16 protein-coding genes are annotated in these 20,253 nt (G+C 54.6%); 9 read left to right on the top strand and 7 right to left on the bottom strand.

The features are described 5' to 3' along the window. The first annotated feature begins 214 nt into the window (after nt 1-214). Nucleotides 215-1,711: a hypothetical protein gene (locus RGQ30_RS00505; RefSeq protein ID WP_130557156.1), complete on the top strand. Its 1,497-nt coding sequence runs from the start codon at nt 215-217 to the stop codon at nt 1,709-1,711. 545 nt (nt 1,712-2,256) lie between these two features. On the opposite strand, the gene RGQ30_RS00510 is transcribed toward RGQ30_RS00505, so the two are convergent. Next, nucleotides 2,257-4,344, bottom strand: a complete 2,088-nt coding sequence (locus RGQ30_RS00510; protein ID WP_338284603.1) for a TonB-dependent receptor family protein — start codon at nt 4,342-4,344, stop codon at nt 2,257-2,259. Nucleotides 4,345-4,486: 142 nt separating this feature from the next. On the opposite strand from RGQ30_RS00510, the gene RGQ30_RS00515 reads away from it, so the two are divergent. Then, nucleotides 4,487-5,833, top strand: coding sequence for an ATP-binding protein (locus RGQ30_RS00515; RefSeq protein WP_130557154.1), 1,347 nt, complete (start codon nt 4,487-4,489; stop codon nt 5,831-5,833). After that, nucleotides 5,830-6,372 (top strand): response regulator transcription factor, encoded by a 543-nt coding sequence (locus RGQ30_RS00520; RefSeq protein ID WP_130557153.1) that lies wholly within the window; start codon nt 5,830-5,832, stop codon nt 6,370-6,372. Before RGQ30_RS00515 ends, RGQ30_RS00520 begins: the two co-directional genes overlap by 4 nt. Nucleotides 6,373-6,912: 540 nt before the next feature. Here the strand turns inward: RGQ30_RS00520 and RGQ30_RS00525 are convergent. Next, nucleotides 6,913-9,099, bottom strand: coding sequence for a TonB-dependent receptor family protein (locus tag RGQ30_RS00525; protein ID WP_338284604.1), 2,187 nt, complete (start codon nt 9,097-9,099; stop codon nt 6,913-6,915). Nucleotides 9,100-9,370: 271 nt separating this feature from the next. Here RGQ30_RS00525 and RGQ30_RS00530 point away from each other — a divergent pair, with 271 nt between their 5' ends. Continuing rightward, nucleotides 9,371-10,645, top strand: coding sequence for a putative Na+/H+ antiporter (locus RGQ30_RS00530; RefSeq protein WP_130557152.1), 1,275 nt, complete (start codon nt 9,371-9,373; stop codon nt 10,643-10,645). A 12-nt stretch (nt 10,646-10,657) separates the two neighbouring features. Here the strand turns inward: RGQ30_RS00530 and RGQ30_RS00535 are convergent, their stop codons facing one another. From RGQ30_RS00535 to RGQ30_RS00550, 4 genes are all read right to left on the bottom strand, one after another. Beyond that, the gene (locus RGQ30_RS00535) at nt 10,658-11,245 is read right to left on the bottom strand and encodes an NnrU family protein (protein WP_130557151.1); all 588 of its coding nucleotides are present in this window, start codon (nt 11,243-11,245) and stop codon (nt 10,658-10,660) included. 40 nt (nt 11,246-11,285) lie between these two features. Beyond that, nucleotides 11,286-11,867: a sterol desaturase family protein gene (locus tag RGQ30_RS00540; protein ID WP_130557150.1), complete on the bottom strand. Its 582-nt coding sequence runs from the start codon at nt 11,865-11,867 to the stop codon at nt 11,286-11,288. 21 nt (nt 11,868-11,888) lie between these two features. Further along, nucleotides 11,889-12,608: a FadR/GntR family transcriptional regulator gene (locus tag RGQ30_RS00545; protein ID WP_130557149.1), complete on the bottom strand. Its 720-nt coding sequence runs from the start codon at nt 12,606-12,608 to the stop codon at nt 11,889-11,891. A 91-nt stretch (nt 12,609-12,699) separates the two neighbouring features. Beyond that, nucleotides 12,700-13,635 (bottom strand): hydrogen peroxide-inducible genes activator, encoded by a 936-nt coding sequence (locus RGQ30_RS00550; protein ID WP_130557148.1) that lies wholly within the window; start codon nt 13,633-13,635, stop codon nt 12,700-12,702. A 192-nt stretch (nt 13,636-13,827) separates the two neighbouring features. Here RGQ30_RS00550 and RGQ30_RS00555 point away from each other — a divergent pair, with 192 nt between their 5' ends. From RGQ30_RS00555 to RGQ30_RS00575, 5 genes are all read left to right on the top strand, one after another. Further along, nucleotides 13,828-14,541, top strand: a complete 714-nt coding sequence (locus RGQ30_RS00555; RefSeq protein ID WP_298218409.1) for a hypothetical protein — start codon at nt 13,828-13,830, stop codon at nt 14,539-14,541. A gap of 83 nt (nt 14,542-14,624) precedes the next feature. Next, a complete protein-coding gene (senA, locus tag RGQ30_RS00560; RefSeq protein ID WP_130557146.1) occupies nt 14,625-15,806 on the top strand; it encodes a selenoneine synthase SenA in 1,182 nt (393 codons plus the stop codon). 132 nt (nt 15,807-15,938) lie between these two features. After that, the gene (locus RGQ30_RS00565; protein ID WP_130557145.1) at nt 15,939-16,862 is read left to right on the top strand and encodes a ZIP family metal transporter; all 924 of its coding nucleotides are present in this window, start codon (nt 15,939-15,941) and stop codon (nt 16,860-16,862) included. A 121-nt stretch (nt 16,863-16,983) separates the two neighbouring features. Beyond that, nucleotides 16,984-17,835, top strand: coding sequence for a hypothetical protein (locus RGQ30_RS00570; RefSeq protein WP_130557144.1), 852 nt, complete (start codon nt 16,984-16,986; stop codon nt 17,833-17,835). Next, nucleotides 17,832-19,328 (top strand): hypothetical protein, encoded by a 1,497-nt coding sequence (locus RGQ30_RS00575; protein ID WP_130557143.1) that lies wholly within the window; start codon nt 17,832-17,834, stop codon nt 19,326-19,328. Before RGQ30_RS00570 ends, RGQ30_RS00575 begins: the two co-directional genes overlap by 4 nt. On the opposite strand, the gene RGQ30_RS00580 is transcribed toward RGQ30_RS00575, so the two are convergent. Then, complete coding sequence (locus tag RGQ30_RS00580) at nt 19,315-20,154, bottom strand: DODA-type extradiol aromatic ring-opening family dioxygenase (RefSeq protein WP_338284605.1); 840 nt, start codon at nt 20,152-20,154, stop codon at nt 19,315-19,317. The two genes, RGQ30_RS00575 and RGQ30_RS00580, sit on opposite strands and share 14 nt — an antisense overlap. Nucleotides 20,155-20,253: the final 99 nt, after the last annotated feature.

Below are 20,253 nucleotides of genomic sequence, written 5' to 3' on the forward strand. Positions count from 1 at the left end.
TAACGCAGGCTTTGTTCTGTGTTCGTTGCTTCTCATCTCGCCTTGCCCTCAATCGGCAAGATGATGCAGCAAACGAACACCTCTGAAGGCTGCTCACTTGCGCAGGTGAAAGAGCGGGTACTCAGCACTCTGCCGCCCCTGCGACGAAATGTCGCAGCCTATGCGCGTTGACATGCGCCACAATCGCAAATTGTTTTTTCAGGTTTGCTCAACTATGTCGTCGTCATCCAATAAGTCTGTACCCACCCAGTTCAAGGTCCGTATGCTGAAGTGGCACCGCCGCCTGGCCTGGCTTGGTTTTGCGGCCTTGTTGTTGTGGGGTGGTTCGGGTTTGCTGCACTCGTGGTTGACCTTGTTTGGTGTACAACCCGCCGTGTTCGCCCCACCGCAGCGGGTATTGAGTTTGTCTGCGGCGCAGCCATTCCGGGACATTCTGACCAAAGCCGGTATTCAGAAGGCAGTGGCCGTGAAGGTGGTGGTGGGTGAAGCAGACAATCTACTTCAAGTCACAGAAGAACAAGGCAAGCCTCGTCGTTACTTTGACCTGAAAACAGGGGTTGAGCTGCCCAATCATGACAAGGCGTACGCCGCCTTTTTGGCCCGGCACTACATGAACTTGCCTTACGAGAACATTGCTTCAGTGCAGTGGATCGACCAGTTTTCATCCGACTATCACCCCGTGAACCGGCTGTTGCCTGTTTACCGCGTCACTTTCGACCGTGCCGATGGTTTGAATACGCTGGTGTACACCGAAACAGCCTCGCTGGCTGGCGTGTCCAATCACACCAAGGACTGGGTTCAGACCGGGTTCCAGTGGTTTCACACTTGGGGCTGGATGCCAAAATCTGCCGAAACCCCACGCGTGATATTAATGGCAGTGTTGGTAGGTGCCTTGGTGTTGATGAGTCTGACCGGCCTCTCGATGTTGATTCTGATTCGTCGCAAGGTGCGCGCTGCGGGCGCCAAAGGGTGGCATCGCATTGCTGGGTACGTGCTGGTGTTGCCGGTGTTCATGTTTTCTTTCAGTGGTTTTTATCACCTCATTCAGCATGGCTGGCCAAGCGACACCTCGTACTTGAGCATGGGCAAGCCAATGGACATCTCGCGTTTGCAGTTTCCGGTGAATTCCGAGTGGGTCGCTTTGACTGAAAATCTGACCGTGTCGGGGGTTTCACTTGTGGCCAATGAATCGGGCAACACTTTTTACCGCTTGGCGCTTCCTGTTCCCAAGGGGCAGGTGCCGATCGGTGATTCTGCCATTCGCAACGCGCGATTCGATGGTGTACAACCCACCGGCCCCGCGCTCTATGTTGATGCGGCAGACGGCAAGGTATGGCCTGAAGGCGACCGGGAATTGGCCTATCAATTGGCTGCTTACCACACGGGGTTGCCACGTGAAGCCATTCAAAATGCCACGCTCGTGACGCGGTTTGGCCCCGACTATGATTTTAGAAACAAACGCTTGCCGGTGTGGAAGTTTGAGTACGCACAACCCTTGAATGCCAGTGTTTTTATCGACACTGCCACGGGCGTGATGGCCGACAAGGCGCTGAATTCAGCCAAGCCGGAAACCTGGAGTTTCAGCATGCTGCACAAGTGGAACTTCATGTTCCCATTGGGCAGGGAAATCCAGAACATCGCAATGGCCGTGTTTGTGATTCTGTCGATCGTGTTGATGGCGGGGTTTGGATTGCGAAGCAAGTTTCGCTGAGGCGCTTCGTTGCGCAGGCTCTTTTCGGTGTTCGTTGCAGTTCATCTTGCCTTGGACAAGCCTGATTTCCCGTCTTGTTGATTCTTGCTTGGGGAATACGAAACGCGTGGCGTCTTCGCATCGATTGCTTGCGCAATCGCCCCTCGCTGCGAATCAGCCGGGAAGCCCTGCCCCGAATCGGCAAGATGATGCAGCAAACGAACACCTCACAGGCTGCGAACTTCCGCTGGAGGAAGGCCGGTGATTCAAGAAACACCGCAGGTTGCAGGTCGCAGGTCGCAGGTCGCAGGTCGCAAGCTGCAAGCCTCAGGCGTAGAGCTCCTTCAAGTTTGCAAAGGCAGCATGGCCCTCGTAACGCCATTCAAGAAAGCCTGCCCGTTTTGAATTCACACGCCACGTTCGGCTGCAAGCCGACACCGTGTTCGGCCATTCCTTTTGCCGAACCACGGTGAGTCGGTGTGAGTTTAAAAAAGGGAAAGACAGGCTTTCTGGCGGAAGTAGGGCATGCGCCTTGCAAACTAAAGAAGGTCATGCGCCTTGAAGCTTCACCATTTGACTTCCACACCTGCAAACACGCTACGGCCTTCCCCTGGGGCAAATTGGGCGACATCTGCTCCACCAGCGTTAATAACCACACCAGTTGTCGCAGCATAATTTTTGTCAGTCAAGTTTCTTCCATCCACAAAGAAGCGAAGTGTCTCACTCGCTTTGTAAGAAGCACTCAGCCCCACCAGAAGGTAGGGGTCACTGGCGAAGGTGTTTCTCAGGTCTACGAAATAACCCTGTGGCACATATTCCAGATTTGGGGAAACGGTCCAGCCCTTGGGGTGCGTGTAATCCAGTTTCGCGCGAACGTACTCTTCTGGAATACCGGGAATGGCAGCATTACCGTACACGCTGTCATTGTCGAAGCGGAAGCGACCGAATGTGTAGGCCAGTGTCCAGTCCAGTTTGTCACCCTGCGACAGTGCATTTTTTGCGAAGGGGCCAGCCAAACCAATTTCAACGCCCTGGTGGCGTGTGTTGTCGGCATTCAAAATGGCTGGTTGCATGGCCGGCAACTGATAGGTTACAAACTCGTTATTCAGTCGGCTGTGGTAAACACTGATGTCCCATTTAACTTCTTTCAGGTTTCCGCGTGTACCTAATTCAAACGTGGTTGATTCTTGAGCCTCCAAAGCACGCACGGGGCTGGTCTCGGAAAACGTGGGGGGTTCAAATGCACGGCTCAAGTTGGTGTAGATTTGAATGTTGTCAGCGGCTTGCCACAGTGCTCCCACCTTGGGACTGAACTGTGCATAGCGGCGTTCATAGCTGCCGTTCCCGTCGCTAAGCAATTGATCATCTGATGTGCGCTTGGCGTGTGTCCATTGCAGACCGGTTATGAATTGAAAGCGATCATTCAGATGTAATCGGCTTTCTCCGTAAAGCTCGATGTTCCTGGCTTTCTGATCATCGTAGGCATGAAGCCTTACCCGCTCTCCGCGAACATGATCAAAGTTCCTGTTCTCGGTCATGCCCTTGACATAGTTGTATCCCACGGTTGCGTTGTGTCGGTAGCCAAACAATTCACTTTCACTGATGCGACTGCCAAAAATTCCTACATCACGGTTTTGCTGGTCAATCAATGCTGGCCGTGGCGGATTTGGGTTGCCTTGCACAATGTTGGGAAAGGTCAGTGGGTGATACAGGTTCTTGTTGACCGCATAGACACCGGCGTTGTATTCCACCCCATTGGGTGAAATCCACGTGGTCTTGTTTGCAACACGGGTAATCAGGAAATCGCGTTGGGAGTTGTTCGATGAAGACACAGAGTTTGCCTGAGTTCGGTCAGCCTGCATCTGTGCCTTGGTCAGGCTACCAGGCAGTTCCTGATTCATGTCGCCGTGGATCACGTAAAAACGGGTTTCAAGCTGTGGGCTGATTTTCAGGCCGACATTGGCATTCAAGCGGGTGTTTTTCTGTCCGCTGAACTGGCGGAACCCGTCTGAACGAAGTTGCGAAATCGAGGCGAAGTAATCCCAGTTGCCTACTACATCACCTGTTTTGAACTGTGCACGGGCAAACTCGTTACTACCGGCGTCTACGCGTACCACGCTGTTGGGCGTGGTGTAGCCGGTCGGTGTCACAAAGTTGATGGCACCCCCGAGGCTGGCTGCGCCGTATTGCAGCGCGTTCGCGCCCTTGTAAACTTCAATGTGCTGAAGGGCCAGCGGGTCGATGTCCTGGAAGTCTGAACCGCCATCGGCCAGGTTGATGGGAATACCATCCTGTAACAGGCGAATGCCACGCATGTGGAATGTGCGTGACAAACCGGATCCCCGAATGCTCAAGCGCGATTCTTCATTCACCCGGCTTTGAGAAAAAACACCCGGTGTGAAATCCAGCATGTCCTTGATGGTCACCGCCTTACCGGCTTCAAAGGTTTTCGCATCCACCACAGCGGCACCGCCCGGAATCTGTTCCAGTTTTTCAGTGGCCACACGCACGTTGGCCGCGCTCAGCGCTTCGCGTTGTGCCTTCACTTCAACATCGGCAAGATTTGTTTGGGCGTGAACATGGCCTTGCGAAAGGGCAAACAACAAAGCTGCTGGAACAAGGCGAAGGGCGTGGGGTGGGCGAATTGGCATCATTGGCTCAGGTAGTTTGAAAATTAATGTCGACTTGGACTTATACCCCTGAGTAACATGAGAGTGAATGCGGCATATTGTCGCAGCCGTCATCAGACCCCACCAATTCCCGGCAGCCACGCGAGAAGCCCCTTAAAATAAGCACATGAAATCAACACCAATTCCTGATCAAGCGGCATCACCCCAAGCCAGTGCAGAAGGACTGCATGCTCCGGCATGGGTCAAAGGACTGAAGGATCAAACCGCCCCTTCGGTGCGCCGGCAACAGCTGGTCACCGTGCTTTGGATGCGTACTTTGGCTTTGTGCGCGCAGGTCATGCTGCTTGCTGTGGTCGGTTTACTGTTGAAAGTCTCTTTGCCCTGGCTGACCTTGATGGGCATTTTGGGCGCTTTGGCTTTACTGAACGCGCTGACCTTCATCCGTTTGCACAAGGGTCAATCGGTTGGCAGTTTTGAAGTGGCGGCACAGCTTTTTGCAGACCTAGCCGCGTTCAGTTTTGTACTCTATTTCACCGGTGGTGTGACCAACCCTTTCGTGTCGCTCTATTTGCCCCTCCTCGGGTTGGCTGCGGCCTTGTTGCCTTGGGTGCAGGTTGCACTGCTGGCCATTTTCAGTGTGTTGGCTTACACCGTGTTGATGACCAACTACCTGCCACTGGTATTGTCCAATCCCGACGATGGTGTTCATTTCCACTTGGTGGGCATGTGGGTCAACTTCATGGTCAGCGTCCTGATTCTGGTGGGTTTTGTGGCACGGCTGAGTTCGTCCATTCGCAACCGTGACCAGGCCCTGGGCAGGGCCCAGAATCGATTGACAAGCGAGGCTCGGCTAGCCGCTTTGGGCAATCAGGCGGCATCCATTGCGCACCAATTGGGCACGCCAGTATCAACCATTTCAACCATCGTTTCAGATTGGCAGCACGAGCCCGCCATGCAGGCCCATGCAAGGGAAATGGCCATTTTGAGCGCGCAGGTGAAGTCGATTACCGACACTTTGAGCCAATTGCGGGCGCAAATCGAGGTCGACCCCCGCCACATTGCCGATGCCCAGCTCATCAAGCCCAGTGAGTGGTTTGAGCGCACCTTGTCCACATGGCGTACGCGCAATCCCCAGCACGAGGTCCGTTTGATGCCCAGCCTCGCCTCGATTGCCGGTGAGTTCAAGGTCAGGAAGGAATTGCTCGAATTGGGTCTGACGACACTGCTCGACAACGCCGCCCAAAGCCAGCAGCGCGCGGGTGTTCAGGCGCCCTTGCAGGTGGGCATGCAATGTGACAACAATTGCATGACGCTGTTCGTGAATGATTCCGGTGGTGGCATTGATGCCGAGTTGTTGCCCAAGATCGGACAGCAGCTGTTTCAGGCCAATGGACAGGGCATGGGTTTGTTCCTGTTGTCGAACCTGCTTGAAAGGGAAGGCGGCAAGTTGAGCTTACGCAACCTTAATCCGGGTGTTTGCGCCAGTTTGAGTTTGCCGGTGCTGCCCGCATGAACAGATCAATCCTGATCGTGGATGACGACGAAGCGTTTGCGAACACCCTGGCAAATTCCATGGAGCGAAAGCAGCTTCAGACCTGCGTGGCGTTGACCCGCGAGCAGGCCATACTTGCAGCCAGCCAGCGCGCCTTCACTGACATTACCCTGGATTTGAATCTTGGCGAACAGTCTGGCCTTCAACTGATTACCCAGCTGCGCGCCCTGCAACCCCAGGCCAGTTTGCTGGTGCTGACTGGGTATGCAAGCATTGCAACCACGGTTCAAGCCATCAAGCTGGGTGCGGATAACTACCTCGCTAAACCCGCCGACAGCACTGCCATATTGCGTGCGCTAGATGAAGATGTGGCCGACGCTGAGGTTGTTGAACAGGACACCTCGGAGTTCCAGACCATGTCTGTGTCGCGGCTTGAATGGGAACACATTCAGCGTGTGTTGAATGAGAACGAGGGCAATGTGTCTGCTACTGCGAGAGCCTTGAACATGCACCGGCGGACCTTGCAACGCAAGCTGGCCAAGAAGCCGGTTGGGCGCTAGATTCCACTGGCTTTGCTCGATGTTCGTTGCTGCTCATCCTGCCTTGGTCAAGGCTGATTTCCCGGCTGGTTGATTCTGGCTTGGGGAATGCGAAACGCGATCGCGTCTTCGCATCGATTGCTTGCGCAATCGCCCCGCGCTGCGAATCAGCCGGGCAGCCTTGCCCTGAATCGTCAAGATGATGCAGCAAACGAACATCTCGCAGGCCGCGAACTAGCGCCGGAGATGGGGCCAGTGATTCAGTGGACGCTGCAAGTCGCAAGTCGCTCACAGCGATTAACAGGCGCTGCCCGTTCAGTTTGCAAAGGCAGCATGGCCCTCGTACCGCCATTCAGGAAAGCCTGCCCGTTTTGAATTCACACGCCACGTTCGGCTGCAAGCCGACAACGGGTTCGGCCATCTGTTTTGCCGAACCCGGTGAGTCAGTGTGAATTTCAAAAAAGGGAAATACAGGCTTTCTGGCGGAAGAGGGCATGCGCCTGAGCAAACTAATGAAGGGCATGCACCAAGTGCAAAAGACTCGGTGCACGCGCGCTTCGTTTAGAACTTCACATTGATACCCGCAACAACCTGCCGTTGCCTTCCCGGCTGAATACCGTTGGTGCGTGCAGAAATATATTGCTTGTCAGTCAGGTTCTCCGCATTCAGGAAATAGCCAACCTTGCTGCCTGCAGGCTGAAAGCTGACGGATGCATTCAACAAGGTGACCGCTTCAACTTCGCCAGCCAGTCCGCAGAACAGGTCGTTGGCTGGGTCGTCTCCATTGGGGCAAAAACCTTGAGGGCTCGTCCCGCTGAAATTGTCAGTGTTGGCGAACTGCTTGCTGATATGGGTGGCACCCAGGCGCGCGTTCCACTGCTGTGTTTCATAAGACAAGTTCAACGCCAGGGTTTGTTTTGGTGCGTATGGCAAGCGGTTACCGGCCTGGTAAGCGCCATAGCCGTCTTCACCTTCACCGCCAACAATACCCGAGTTCTTGAATTTGGCTGTAAACAGGTTCGTGTAGGCCACGCTGACAAAGAAAGGATTGGCTTTTTCGCTGAACAGTTCGCCCAGGTTCAATTTGCCGCCCAACTCCAGGCCGGTGTGCTGTGCTTCACCTTCATTGCGGAACACGCCGCCTGACTGCACCACGATGTCCTTGATGTCCATGTTGAACAGGGTCGCTTCCAATGTGCCAGCCTTTACATTTCGGCGAATACCCAGCTCAGTCACCGTGGCCAGTTCAGGCGTTACACGTTGAAGTATATTGTTGTCCACATCCCGGTCAGGGCGTGGGGGTGCGAACCCTTTGTGTATTCCACCAAACACGGTGGTGTTGTCCAGTCCGTTCCAGGTGAAACCGATGCCGGGCAATGTTTCGGTTTCACTGCTTTGCAATCTGTCGGCCTGGGCAAACCCCAGTGGGTTGCCTGCATCTTCGATAAACAGTGTCTTGTTCAGTTCAATGCGCTCAACACGCAGGCCTGGTGTCACTGTCCAGTTGCCAGCGATAAAGGTGTTTTGGGCATAAAATGCAGTCGCTTCAACATCGGCCAGCAAGCGTTCGTCAAAGTTGGTTACGTTTCCATTGACTGAATCAAGCAGGAACTTCTTTCTGTCGATGTCTTCAGTGTGATAACGCATCCCGATGATGGCTTCACTGGGCAAGCCGAATGCAGTGTGCGTGAATTCAAGTTTCGGTTCGATTCCAAAAACAGAATACTCACGGGGTCGAGTTGCAAATGCATCGGTTTCCAGTTCGCCCAAGCCAAAAGTAGTGGGGTCGGCGGGGTCAAACTCAGATTCGAATTCCCTTGAACGTCTGGAGGTTCGATCCGTTTTAGAGTGATAGACCTGCGTCGTCAGTTTCGCTTTTTCACCCAGTTTCCAGCCGTGAATCAGCTGAATGGTGTCGCGTTCCATCTCGTATCGCTCGCCTTCACTGCCCGGAACAGAATAGGGATTGGCAAGATACTCCGCAGCGGTCTGACCCGTTTCACTGAACAGAGAGTCTTCTTCAAAACGAGTGTACTTGGCGGTCAACGAATGCTGGCTGTTGATATTCAACTGCCCTTTGATGGTGACATCCTGCACATCAAAATCATGTTGTGCACGTATACCGTCGCCTTGTCGTTTCAGCAGGTCAATCATGACACCGCCCTGCTCTGAACCCGTGCCCATGTTCAAGTGTGTGCCACGGTAACCCTGGTTGCCAACCGACAGCTTGGCGGAGCCTTCGAAGCCGTCCTTGGGCACAGGCTTGGTCACAAAGTTGACCATGCCCCCCAATGTTTGCGGGCCATACAGAATCTGGCCTGATCCTTTCAAGACCTCAACTCGTTCGATCCGCTCCAATGGAGTCGAATAGTGCGCCGAGGGGTCGCCATAAGGTGCAAAAAATACGGTAGGGGCTCCATCCTCCAGCAGCAACGTCCGCGAACTGCGGCGCGGGTTCAATCCGCGCAAGCCAATATTCAGGTGTGTACCTGCAGCATCTTCCGACACCACATGCAAGCCAGGTACTTCTCGCACCACTTCCAGAATTGAAAATGGCTCGCGCTTGTCCAGGTCGTCCCGTGTCAAGACGCTCGAGGAGCCAGGCAGGTTTTCGATATTGGATGGCAAAATACTGCTGCCTGACACTTCAACGCCTGGCAATGCTGCGCTCTGTGCCTGACTGAATGTGGTGTACCCCATCGCTACCAGTACGGCACCGGCTACTGCGGTAATTCGAAATGCTTGCATGTCGTCCCTCTCGTGAACTGTATAAGTAGTCCTGCGAGTGTAGGAATGTTGACCGGTGGTCACATAGGGAATTTTTCCCGAAATGCAGTGCTGCTCAAGGGAATGTCTCTAGGCTATTCATGGATTTGTGGCCATTCTGATGAAATTCCCTTTAGATAGTGAAATAAGGGAACTTTAATGGTGTGATAGGCTCTTTCTATCAACCCTGCTGAATTCCGGGCGTTCTAGGCCCGACCAGTGTCCTTTCAAACCCACAAAAAAAGAACCCGACATGACTGCAACGACCATCCAGTGGATAGCCGCCTTTCTCTTTGCCGGCGCACTTGTACATACTTTTTCTGCCAGCTACTTTGAGCGCTTGGCCCACACCAGCAAGCACCACAGTGGCTTGTTTCACCTGCTTGGCGAAGTTGAAGCGGTCTTCGGCATCTGGGCCCTGTTCCTGGTCATTGCAATGGCTTTCAGTGTCAATCTTGATTCCGCAGTGGAATATGTCGACACGCGCAAATATGTAGAACCCCTGTTTGTCTTCGTCATCATGGTGGTGGCTGCCAGCCGCCCGGTGCTGGATGCTTCGCGCTTACTCGTTGAAGGGCTGGCCAGGCTGATGCCAGTGAGCAAGGGTGTTGCATTCACGTGGTTGGGTTTGTTCATGGTCCCGTTGCTGGGCAGCCTGATTACCGAACCTGCTGCAATGACGCTTGCTGCACTGTTGTTGCGCGATGTGTTGTTCAACAAGGCCGTACCCAATTTCATTCGTTATTGGGGCTTGGGCGTGTTGTTCGTCAATATTTCAATTGGCGGTGTGCTGACTTCGTTTGCCGCGCCCCCCGTGTTGATGGTCGCGGGTACCTGGGGCTGGGACACACCGTTCATGCTCGCCAACTTTGGCTGGAAGGCTGCAGTTGGCGTATTCATCAACGCCACCGTGTTCATCTTCTTTGCGGCCAAACATTTGGGTGCCGAAGTCAAAACGCCTGAAGCCCTGGGTGAAGATGGCCAACCCCTGGCCCCTGTGCCTTGGTGGGCCATGGTGATTCACCTTGCCTTTTTGGGCGCTGTGGTGCTGTTTGCACACCACCCAGCGGTGTTCATGGGTATTTTCTTGTTCTTTCTGGGTTTCACGGCTGCTTACAACTCCTTCCAGTCGCGCCTTCTGTTGAAGGAAGGTCTGCTGGTTGCCTTCTTCCTGGCCGGTCTGGTGGTGCTGGGGGGCATGCAGCAATGGTGGTTGCAGCCTGCGGTCAGCGATCTGGATGACGGTGTGTTGTTTGTTGCAGCCATGGCGCTAACAGCCATTACCGACAATGCGGCTCTGACCTACCTTGGTTCCTTGATTGAAGGCACCTCAGAAAGTTTCCGTTATGCCTTGGTGGCCGGTGCGGTAGCGGGCGGTGGCTTGACTGTGATCGCCAATGCACCAAACCCGGCTGGTTTGTCACTGCTCAAACGCCAGTTTCCCGGCGAAGCAGTGTCCGCAGGCGGGCTGCTTGCTGGGGCTTTGGCGCCCACAGCAGTAGCAGCCTTGTGTTTCTGGTACTTGTAAACCCCTGAAGCTTTAACGGCTAAAGGGGCTGACTCCGATCAGTTGCACGTGCAGCCAGGCTGCAAACACCAGCCAGGCGAGTACGCCCACCACCACGGTCATCATGGTGCCGACCTTGGTGGGGCCGTCTCCGCTGAAACTCATCGGAATAGCCCTTTTGCGTGCGCTTTTGAACAGCAGAACAGCCCAGGCCAGGAAGGAGCCAAACAACAGGATGTCGGCCAAGGTGCCATTGGACAGCAAGTGTGCCAGCGCCCAGACCTTGACTGCCAGCGTCATGGGGTGTTGAAGCCTGGCCTTGATGTGATTCATCGGCACATAGCAAGCAGCCAGCAGAATCATCGAGAACAGCATCAGCAGGGCTGCAATGTGTCGTGTGGCTGCAGGTGGGCTCCACACGAAAATCGGGTCCAGTCGGGCTTGTCCGTAACCGTAAACAATCAATACCAAACCGGTAATTGACAAAACCGTGTAAATTCCCCGGTACTTGTTTTTCCCCCAACGGGCAATCATGCCAGCCCTGCGTTGCTCATCTGGAATGCGTACAGCGTGCATACCCAAAAACAGCACCAGGCCGGTAACCAAAATCAGCAAGCCCATTCAATTCTCCTTGTTGTGTTGGGGCGATTATGTCACAGGCTCAGGCGGTGCGCTGTTGCGCTGTTTTTGAGGTTACTTTGCCAAGCATTACCGGTTTGGGCAATGCGCGTTCCAGCCAGGCCGGTATTTTTTTCAACCCCAGCACATTGGTTTCGCGCATGCCATCTTCGGTAAAAACTCGCGTTCCCATGATGTAGTCAAACCATGGGCGGGTTACGCACCAGTTGGCACTTGGGTTGTTGCCCATGTGGTGGTCATAATGCCAAGGTACCCGTAGTTCACCCCAGGCCGGGTTCATGTGGCTCTTCTTGTGAACCCGGTAGTAGTTAAAACCGCTGTACCACAGGGTACCCACAAAAAATGGAGCCACTGGAAACAGCGGTGCGATAGCCACTGCACTGGCAATCAGCGCCCAGGCCTCTTTGCCTTGTGCGTGAAGTCCCAGAGGAAATTTTTCATAGTTGGGGTCGCAATACCCATGTTGGCGTACTTCCTTGTGGTGCTCATGAAAATGAAACGCCCAGAACGTGCCCCGTTTCTTGCCCAAGCCGTGCAGCACGTAGCGGTGCATGCCCCACTCCACCGCGTTGGCAGTGAAAAGGCCCAATGGAATTCCCAGCATGAGATGTCTCCGTCACTTGTTTTAATTGTTTGAATTGGTTTTGCTGAATGCGGCGCTCAAAGCCCGGCTGCCCAACTCGATGTGTTGCCGTGCCAGCACTTCGCTGCGGCGGTGTTCCCCGGCACCAATGGCGTCTGCCAATTGCGCCAGGGTGACAACGTCACGAAATTCTTCCTGCATCACCTGGGTCAGGCTGTGCCAGGCGGCCAGGTAGGTCTGGTTCATGGAATTGAAGGCCAGTTTGAAGACCACATTTCCACTGCCTTGAACCACATGTCCCCAAAACTCGAAGGCCAGTTGCTGCAAGGTCTCCAGTTCAGTCGCAGCCTGCATTTTGTGGACGATTGGACGAAGCTGTTGTGCCAGCACTTCACCCCCGTGCACTGCGGCGTGTGCCGCCACTGTCGGTGCAATCGCCTTGCGCAGCGCGATGATGCCCAGCGCCACTTCAAGATTCACCTGGCCTTTTGCGGTGCTCATCAGGCTGGGCAGCAGTTCAAGCCCGCCTTCTGATTCAAAGTTCTCAACCTGGGTTGCACCACCATGCCTGACACGTACCAAACGGGCCTGTTGCAAGCGTTTGATGGCCTCACGCACCGCACCTCTGTTCACCCCGAGAGTTTCAGCCAGTTCACGTTCGGATGGCAGCTCCGCGCCTGTGGGCAAGGAGCGGCTCAGAATTCGCTTGCGCAGCTGCAAGTAGACTTGCTCCGAAATTGACGTTTTTTGTATGGAATCCATGGTCTCGCATTGCCTAATTTAAACTCAGACTAACTGGTAAACTCATCATACCAGTTAAGAGGGCTTGGCGATATTGACTTGACTACCTAAGTCACGCGGGTTTGCTGTGTTTTAGAAGTGGGCAAATTTGATGCTCAACAAAACCCAGGTTGGGGTGGCTGCCTCGGGTTACCAAGGCGATGGTCCGCACCGGGTGGGGGGAGCCCAGTGACACCTCTTTCACATCCGTACCCTTCAAAATACCAGCCTGAATCGCCATGGCCGGCAGCATCGCACTGCCAAGGCCCGAGTTTACCAACTGCACAATCGTGCTCAGATTCGTGACTTCTACCAAACCATGGTCTCTCAACCCATTTTTTCCAGCATCTGTGTTGCAAGCAGACAAGGTGTGGTCGCGAAGGCAGTGTCCTTTTTCGAGCATTAGCAGTTTACTTGTATCAATTTCTGTCAAATGCCGCTTTTTTCCATTGAAAAGGGTGTCCTTTTGATGGGCCACCCAGTGCAGTTTCTCGTCAAACAACTTGAATGCCTGAAGTTTTCCCAACGCGAAGGGAAGCGCAATCAAGGCTGCGTCCAGTTCGCCGTTCTCTACTTCATCGAGCAAAGCACGGGTCTGGCTTTCGCGGACGTTAAGCCGCAACTCCGGGAATTGGGTGCGTATCTCGCTCAAAACAGCACCAAGCAAAAAAGGCGCAATTGTCGGTATTACCCCCAGCGTGAAATGGCCAAGGGCTGGGTCAACAGCCTGCCCCGCTTTGGCCACCAGGTCGTTGCCCGCCGACAAAATGTCTTGCGCACGCCGGGCGGTTTCCAAGCCAATGGGAGTCAAGGCCACATACTGCCTGTCCCGTTCAACCAGTTGCACGCCCAGCGTGCGTTCCAGTTCAGCAATGCCGCCTGACAAGGTCGACTGCGTGACAAAGCACAATTCAGCCGCGCGAGTGAAGTTCAGTGTGTCTGCAACAGCCAGCAGGTAGCTGAGCTGTTTTAATGACAGTGCCGGTGCGTGCGTGTATCGGGAGCTCATTCAATGCCTGTTTTAATGCGCGTTTGTTAATCGTATTTTCCAATTAAAGCAGGAAAAATAATTGGGTTGTATTGGTGATGATTGATTTGGCAATTCAGAACGGAGCACCGCGGGCATTTCTTCAAGCACTGTGCGCCAAACCTTCCTTTGATGCGGTCCAATACCCCTTCCGCATTTCCCCTGACTTGCTCGATGAATCCTGCCCATGCGTTTGCCGACCCCTCAGAAATCAAAAGCTTCGGTGATCTGCTAAAAACCCATGCGCCGCACGGCATGGGTTCCGACTTGTACGCACAGGTTTGCCAAGCCAACGCCAGCAAACAGTCCCTGGACATGCTGGTCATGGCACTGGACATCCGAAAATCTACCATGCTCATGAAAGAGGCCATACGGTTTGACCTGTATGCGAAAACCGTGGGTGGCTACATCGAATATGCCGAGGGGCTGGTGCGCAGCCAAGGCGGGTGGTTCGACAAATTCACCGGTGATGGTTTTCTGTCATTCTGGCTGGTTTCACCCAACAGCTTGGCAGACACCATGCACACCGTGCTGAAGTTGTCCAAAAACCTGGTGGATCGCTTCAATGTCGCAGTGATTGAAGAATTGCGCCGCAATACCAAGAACATGCCTCGGGGGGTGGGTGTTGGCATTGGGATTGATGTCGGCCCAGGCTACATTGAAACCTTCGCCAAAGACATATCCGTGCTGGGCAGCCCGGTGGTAGGCGCGGTGCGTATGGAACATTTGTGCACTGAACCTGGCGACCTTTATTGCAACGTGTTCCCTGGCCATGTCATTCAACAAAACAGCAGCAAGTTCAACAAACTGCTGCGCTTGGAGCGCTGTGTGATGGAAACCAAGGAATACCCGGATGGGCAGGAAATTTACAAACTTGTGTTGTTGTAGCAAGGGTCGACAATCGTTTCTGTTCAGTGATCCGGGTTAAAACCTGTCGTACACTAAACCCCCCTGTACCGCAGCAATCAACCTTGAATAAGCAACCCAGCCCCGCCCAACTCGCCCGCACTGCCGGTGCCGCATTTCTTCGCGAGGCCTTGTTGCGCACGCGTGAACGCACACTGGGTTTGTTGGCCGATTATGTGGCCACTTTGGAAGCAGATTGCCATGTTCCCTGCCGCCCCGGATTAAACCCGCCACTTTGGGAACTGTGTCACGTGGCCTGGTTTCAAGACTGGTGGCTGGCGCGTAATCCCGATTGGGCTTTGGGCTTGGCCTGCAACCCGGATCATCCCCGGACGGAATCGCGTTTGCCCAATGCGGATGCGCGTTTGAATTCCAGCACCATTGCCCACGACACCCGTTGGGAAATTGGTTTGCCCGATTTACAAGGCACACGCAACTACCTGCAATCGGCACTCGATGAAACACTGAAGCTGCTTGAAAAAGCCGATGAACTGTGTCGCGAGCACCCTGAAAAATCCGACCAGTTCCTGTACTTTTTTCGCCTCAGCCTGCTGCATGAGCAAATGCACAACGAGGCTGCAGTGTTCATGGCCAAGTTGCTGAATATTCCATTAAGCCCACAGTACGCAAGGCGTGCTGGCGCGCAAGTCAGCAAGTCAAACGTTCAACTGGAAATTCCTGCCTCGAAATGGGTTCTCGGTTGGCAAACCAGCGGCTTCGCATTCGACAACGAGTTACCTGCACACACCGTTCAAATCGGTGCGTTTCAAATCGACTCCCAGCCGGTGTCGTGGGCGCAGTATCTGCAATTCATTCAGGCCACAGGCCACACGGCACCTCCGTTCATTGCGTTTGAACAGGGTCTTTGGATGAATGTCGCTTTCGGGCAGAAGCGTCCGCTGAATCTGCATGCACCGGCTGAAAACCTCAGTTGGTTCGACGCCCAAGCCTATTGCCAGTGGGCCGGCCGCCGATTGCCCACCGAGGCCGAGTGGGAATACGCTGCCCACACCCAACCCGACATGACCTGGGGCCAGGTTTGGGAATGGACCGCAGACACCTTTTTGCCCTTCGCGGGTTTTAAAATGCATCCCTACGTGGATTATTCCCAACCTTGGTTTCATGACCGCAAGGTGCTCAAAGGCGCCAGCTGGGCCACTGCACCTGAAATGGTTCACCCCAAGTATCGCAACTACTTTCAGCCTGAACGGCAGGACGTGTTGTCCGGATTCCGTACCTGCAAATAGGGTCACTGTCAGGATCTCCATTATTAATCGGAAAATCCGATTGATTCTATCGAAATAATCCGTTGGATCAATGTCCATTGGTGGAACACAATCCATCTTGTATTCAAGCAATTCGAAGAACAGGAGCCCACCATGACTTTTCAAACAATCACCCGAATTGCGGGATTGAACCGTATGGGTCAACCCGGTCTGGACACCGTGCGTGTGGCCCGCGCCGCAATGGGCGTGCTGATCGCCGGCTTTGGTGTGGCAGTAATCTCTTCGGAAGGTGCGCCACTTGTCTGGGCAGCCATTCAGCACATTCTCGCAACCCCCGCCCAGTTGCAGGCTGTGAAATTGTCCGCCATTGCTGGAGCAGCAACAGGCTTGGGCGGTTTGGCCCTTCTGGTCATGAAAAAAATTGACGACAACGGTTTGGGCCTGTTCATTGCAATCGCGGGCGGCATGATGGCCGCCGCTGCAGTCATCTCCCTGTTCCTCCCCGCCATTCAAACCGAGGGTGCCCTGATGCTGGCCCTGGTGTCTGCGGCAGCAGGCTATGGTGTCATGACCATTCTTGATCAAACCTTGCCCCACGAACACCCTGTAGCAGGCCATGAAATGGCGGGTGCAGAACGCACGCGCATGGCCTTGCTCATGACCATTGCCATTGCGCTTCACAACGTGCCCGAAGGTTTTGCCGTGGGTGCCAGTATGGGCAACATCAACGGTGCATCCGGCACGGCCTTGTCCATTGGCATGCAAAACATACCCGAGGGTTTGATCGTGGCCACTGCCTTGTGGAGTATCGGTATTCACAAAGCAGTCGCCGCGTCGGCTGCCTTGGCCACAGGATTGGTTGAACCGGTTGGCGCTGCAATTGGTGTGCTTGTGGCAGAGGCCTGGCCGATGGGCACCCCTGCTTCCATGGCTTTTGCCGCAGGGGCCATGGCCTTTGTGGTGTGCAATGAAATGATTCCGGAGAGCATCAAAATGACAGGAAAAATCAAGACCATTTACAGTGCAGGCATTTCAACCGTGCTCACCGCCATCGCATTGGCCTGGATGGGCGCCTGATTCCAGAAGACCAGATCCAGAACGGAACAGGGAGCATTTTAGGGGGTGGTGACCAACCCCGCCAAGCCGAAGAATACCAATCAACAGAAGCCCACCAGGTTTCCTTCTCAAGGAGAATTTCATGGCTGTTGATTTGCTCATTCGCGACGGCGAACCCCATTGGTATTTAAGCCCGGACATCTGGGTTGTTCCCGGCAACGACCCCGGCGGTTCGCCCGGTAGCCCGATGGCCGGGCAGCCTGCTTACCTGTGGGCCAAAGTGGCCAACAACGGCACCACACCCGCCAACGGCATACGAATTGACTTCTATTGGGCCAACCCGGCCCTGCAGGTCACGCGCAGCAACGCAACACTGGTGGGTTCTGCCTTCGCCGATGTACCGGCCGGTGGCGTGCAAGACGCCTTGTGTCTGGTGCCCTGGCTCCCCGTCATCGTCAACGGTGGCCATGAATGCCTGGTTGCCGTCGCAGACCATCCCGGGCACCCATTGCCCAACCCCCTGCCCGATGCGTTCAATCCCCCGATATACCCGCAAGTGGCCCAGAAAAACCTCACTGTGCTGAATGCCGCCATGCAGCGCGCATTCCTGTTCGCACTCACCGTATCTGCCTTACCGCGTGTTGACAAAGCAGTCACCGTGACGGCCGAACTGGGCGACAAGCTGGATGAAAAAACCCTGCTCAGCCTGGGGCTTCGCGGTTTAAAGCCTGCTCGAAAAGCGGCTGTGGAAGTTGGCCTAAGCTCCAGCCCACGCACCTTGTGCGAGAAAGACCCGGTGGGGGAAACCAAACTGGAAATGCGCATACCCAAGGGCACTTCAACCGGCCTGCACGTGGCCATTCGTGCGAAAAGCCTCGTAGCTGGCGAATACCAATTCATTCACATTGTTGAGCGTGCTGGCGATGAAGTACTGGGTGGACTCGGTTTCGTGCTGATAGGTCAGGCAACAACACACAAGGAGGCCCAGTCATGAGCGCCACACCCCTTCAGGTTTTAACCCGTCCATTTGCCATCGAACCCGTCACCAACATCATGCTGCCCGATGGCATTTTCGACAACGCCATTTATGACCTGCGCATCGCTTGCCACTACACCAACATGTCGGGTGCTGCGCTGACCAATGTCACCATTTACCTTGAAAGCACTGGCGACCCCGGCATTGTGCCGGTCGCAAAAACATTTCACTTCGCTTCCATTCCTGCAGGTGCCGCCGTGCTGGTCATGTGGGACGCCAATTTTAAAAATGCCACACCGGGCAAGCGCCTTGTCAGCTTTGTGGCCAAGGCCGATGGCTTCGATTCTCGCAGAACCATCCAGCAAATATTCGTATCCCAAACCCGATATGACCCGGTCACCAACAGTTACACCTGTAGCATTGAAGAAGGTGTTCTGACCATGTCAAACATCAGCGCCATTGTTCAAAATCCGAAGTGGGGTCGGGATGAAAAGGGCAATTGCGAGTGCCCACCCGACATGGGTCCCTGGATACCCACCGGCGCCACCCTGGCCTGGGTGCCCAACCCGGCGTACAGCGGCATGCACGCCGAGCTGCCATTTTCCGACCCTTGGTGGAAAGTGCTTGCCATCATCATCGCCGTCATCGCCGCCATTGTGGCTGCGGTTGCCGCCGCCAAAGGCGCTGGCACCGCTTCATTTGGCGTCAGTGGTACATTCGATGAAACCGAGCCCTCGGTCAATTGTTGCACGCCCGATGTCGATGCCGGCCCTAAGAAAGAATTCACCGTCGCCGGCGTGGCCTCGGCTGTGGCCACGGTGGCAATCGGCGTGGCGCTTTCCGATGAAGCAGATCCCTTCTGGCGTGGACAAGCCAATACCCTGCCTGCTGAGGATGAACTCACCGTGGGTGAAAAAGTGGTGGCCAAGTGGAAGCTGCCGGATGAGCCCAACGCCGGCAAGGCCTACACCGCCGACGTGGAATGGACTTACACTCGATTCACCACCGGTAAAACCTACGAATACTCCGTGCGGGAAACCCAAACCAACATCCATTTGTCTGATGGCGTGGAACTGGAAACACCCAACACCGTTGCGCTGGGCGAACCCCTGTGGGTACGTGCAAAATTCCATCGCACCGAGGGCAAATTGTTCAAGGGCACCGACCTGTATGCCTTTGCACTGTTCCGCGCACCCGATGGTTTTACCTTTGTAGTGCCGCTGACTGACGATGGTCTCGGTTTTGATCCAGGTGCCAATGATGGTGCGTATGCAGGTTCTTTGGACATCAAGGAAGCAATGCGGCAATTGTTGAGGCACCGTCATGAAGTGCGCGGGCTGTGGCGCATCTACGCCTTTGCACAAGACGTGAACCTGACCAAGCCAGGCACACCACCGGAAATTGCAGCCCAGCACATTGGCGGATTTTTTGTGGCCAGTGCGGTGTCGCTCACCTTCGACCCCACCTTGCCGTGCCCCATCACTGCGCAGGCAACAATCACTGTGGTTTAAACCCGCGTGTGAATATAAAGCTTTGCATCGACAAGGCTTTGTAGCGCACCTCTTCAGGCAGTGCCTCGACCATTGCCCCCTCGCCCGCTGCACCCAGTGCAAACGGCAAGGGCAGGTAATGGTCGTCATCGGGGTGGGCGCGGGCAAAGTGCGGTGCCTTATGCTCAGCTTGCGCAATGGCTTGCCTGTCGCCCGTACTTAATCTGGCTTTAACCCACTCTGTAAACTCAGTCAAATACTCGGGTGGAGTGGATTGTCCCTGTAGGGCACCCCTTAAATCCATGTCTTCGAAGTTGTGGGTCAGGCTGCCGCTGCCTACCACCACTGCTTTGTGCTTGCGCGCAAATTCACCCAACAACTCACCCACCTTCATTGCTGTTTGGCTGGTCCACTCCACCGGCATGCTCAATTGGAGCATCGGTGGCCCGCCGTTTGGAAACAGGTGAAGGTACGGCACCCAGGCACCATGATCAAATCCCTGTTGTGGCCGAAGCTCAACCGACATACCTTGCCCGCCCAAGGCTTCGACCAAATTTCCGGCCAATAGGGGGGCGCCTGCAATTTCGGGTTTCAATTCATACAAGGCCTTGGGAAAACCATGAAAATCATGCACAACCACCGGCGCGCTGTGGCTTGTTACCGCCAGCTTTGCACTTCGCCAGTGCGGGCTGAGTACAATCAAGGCCGATGTGCCTTGCACCACCAGTTTTTGGCCCACCTGCTCAAGGGCTTTTCCTGGCAGCCCGGGATCCATTGCATAAGTCGGTGCGCCATGGCTGATGAAGATTGAGTCAATAAAAGCGGTCATGTTGTAGTCGATTGTCAAAAGGCATGTCCACAGACTAACCGGACTATCTTTTCAAATCGAGGTAACTTTTTTGTACAACTCGTCGAAACTATCAGTACATGTCATGAAGTCCATGCA

This window comes from Limnobacter thiooxidans (assembly GCF_036323495.1).
Classification (GTDB): domain Bacteria; phylum Pseudomonadota; class Gammaproteobacteria; order Burkholderiales; family Burkholderiaceae_B; genus Limnobacter; species Limnobacter thiooxidans.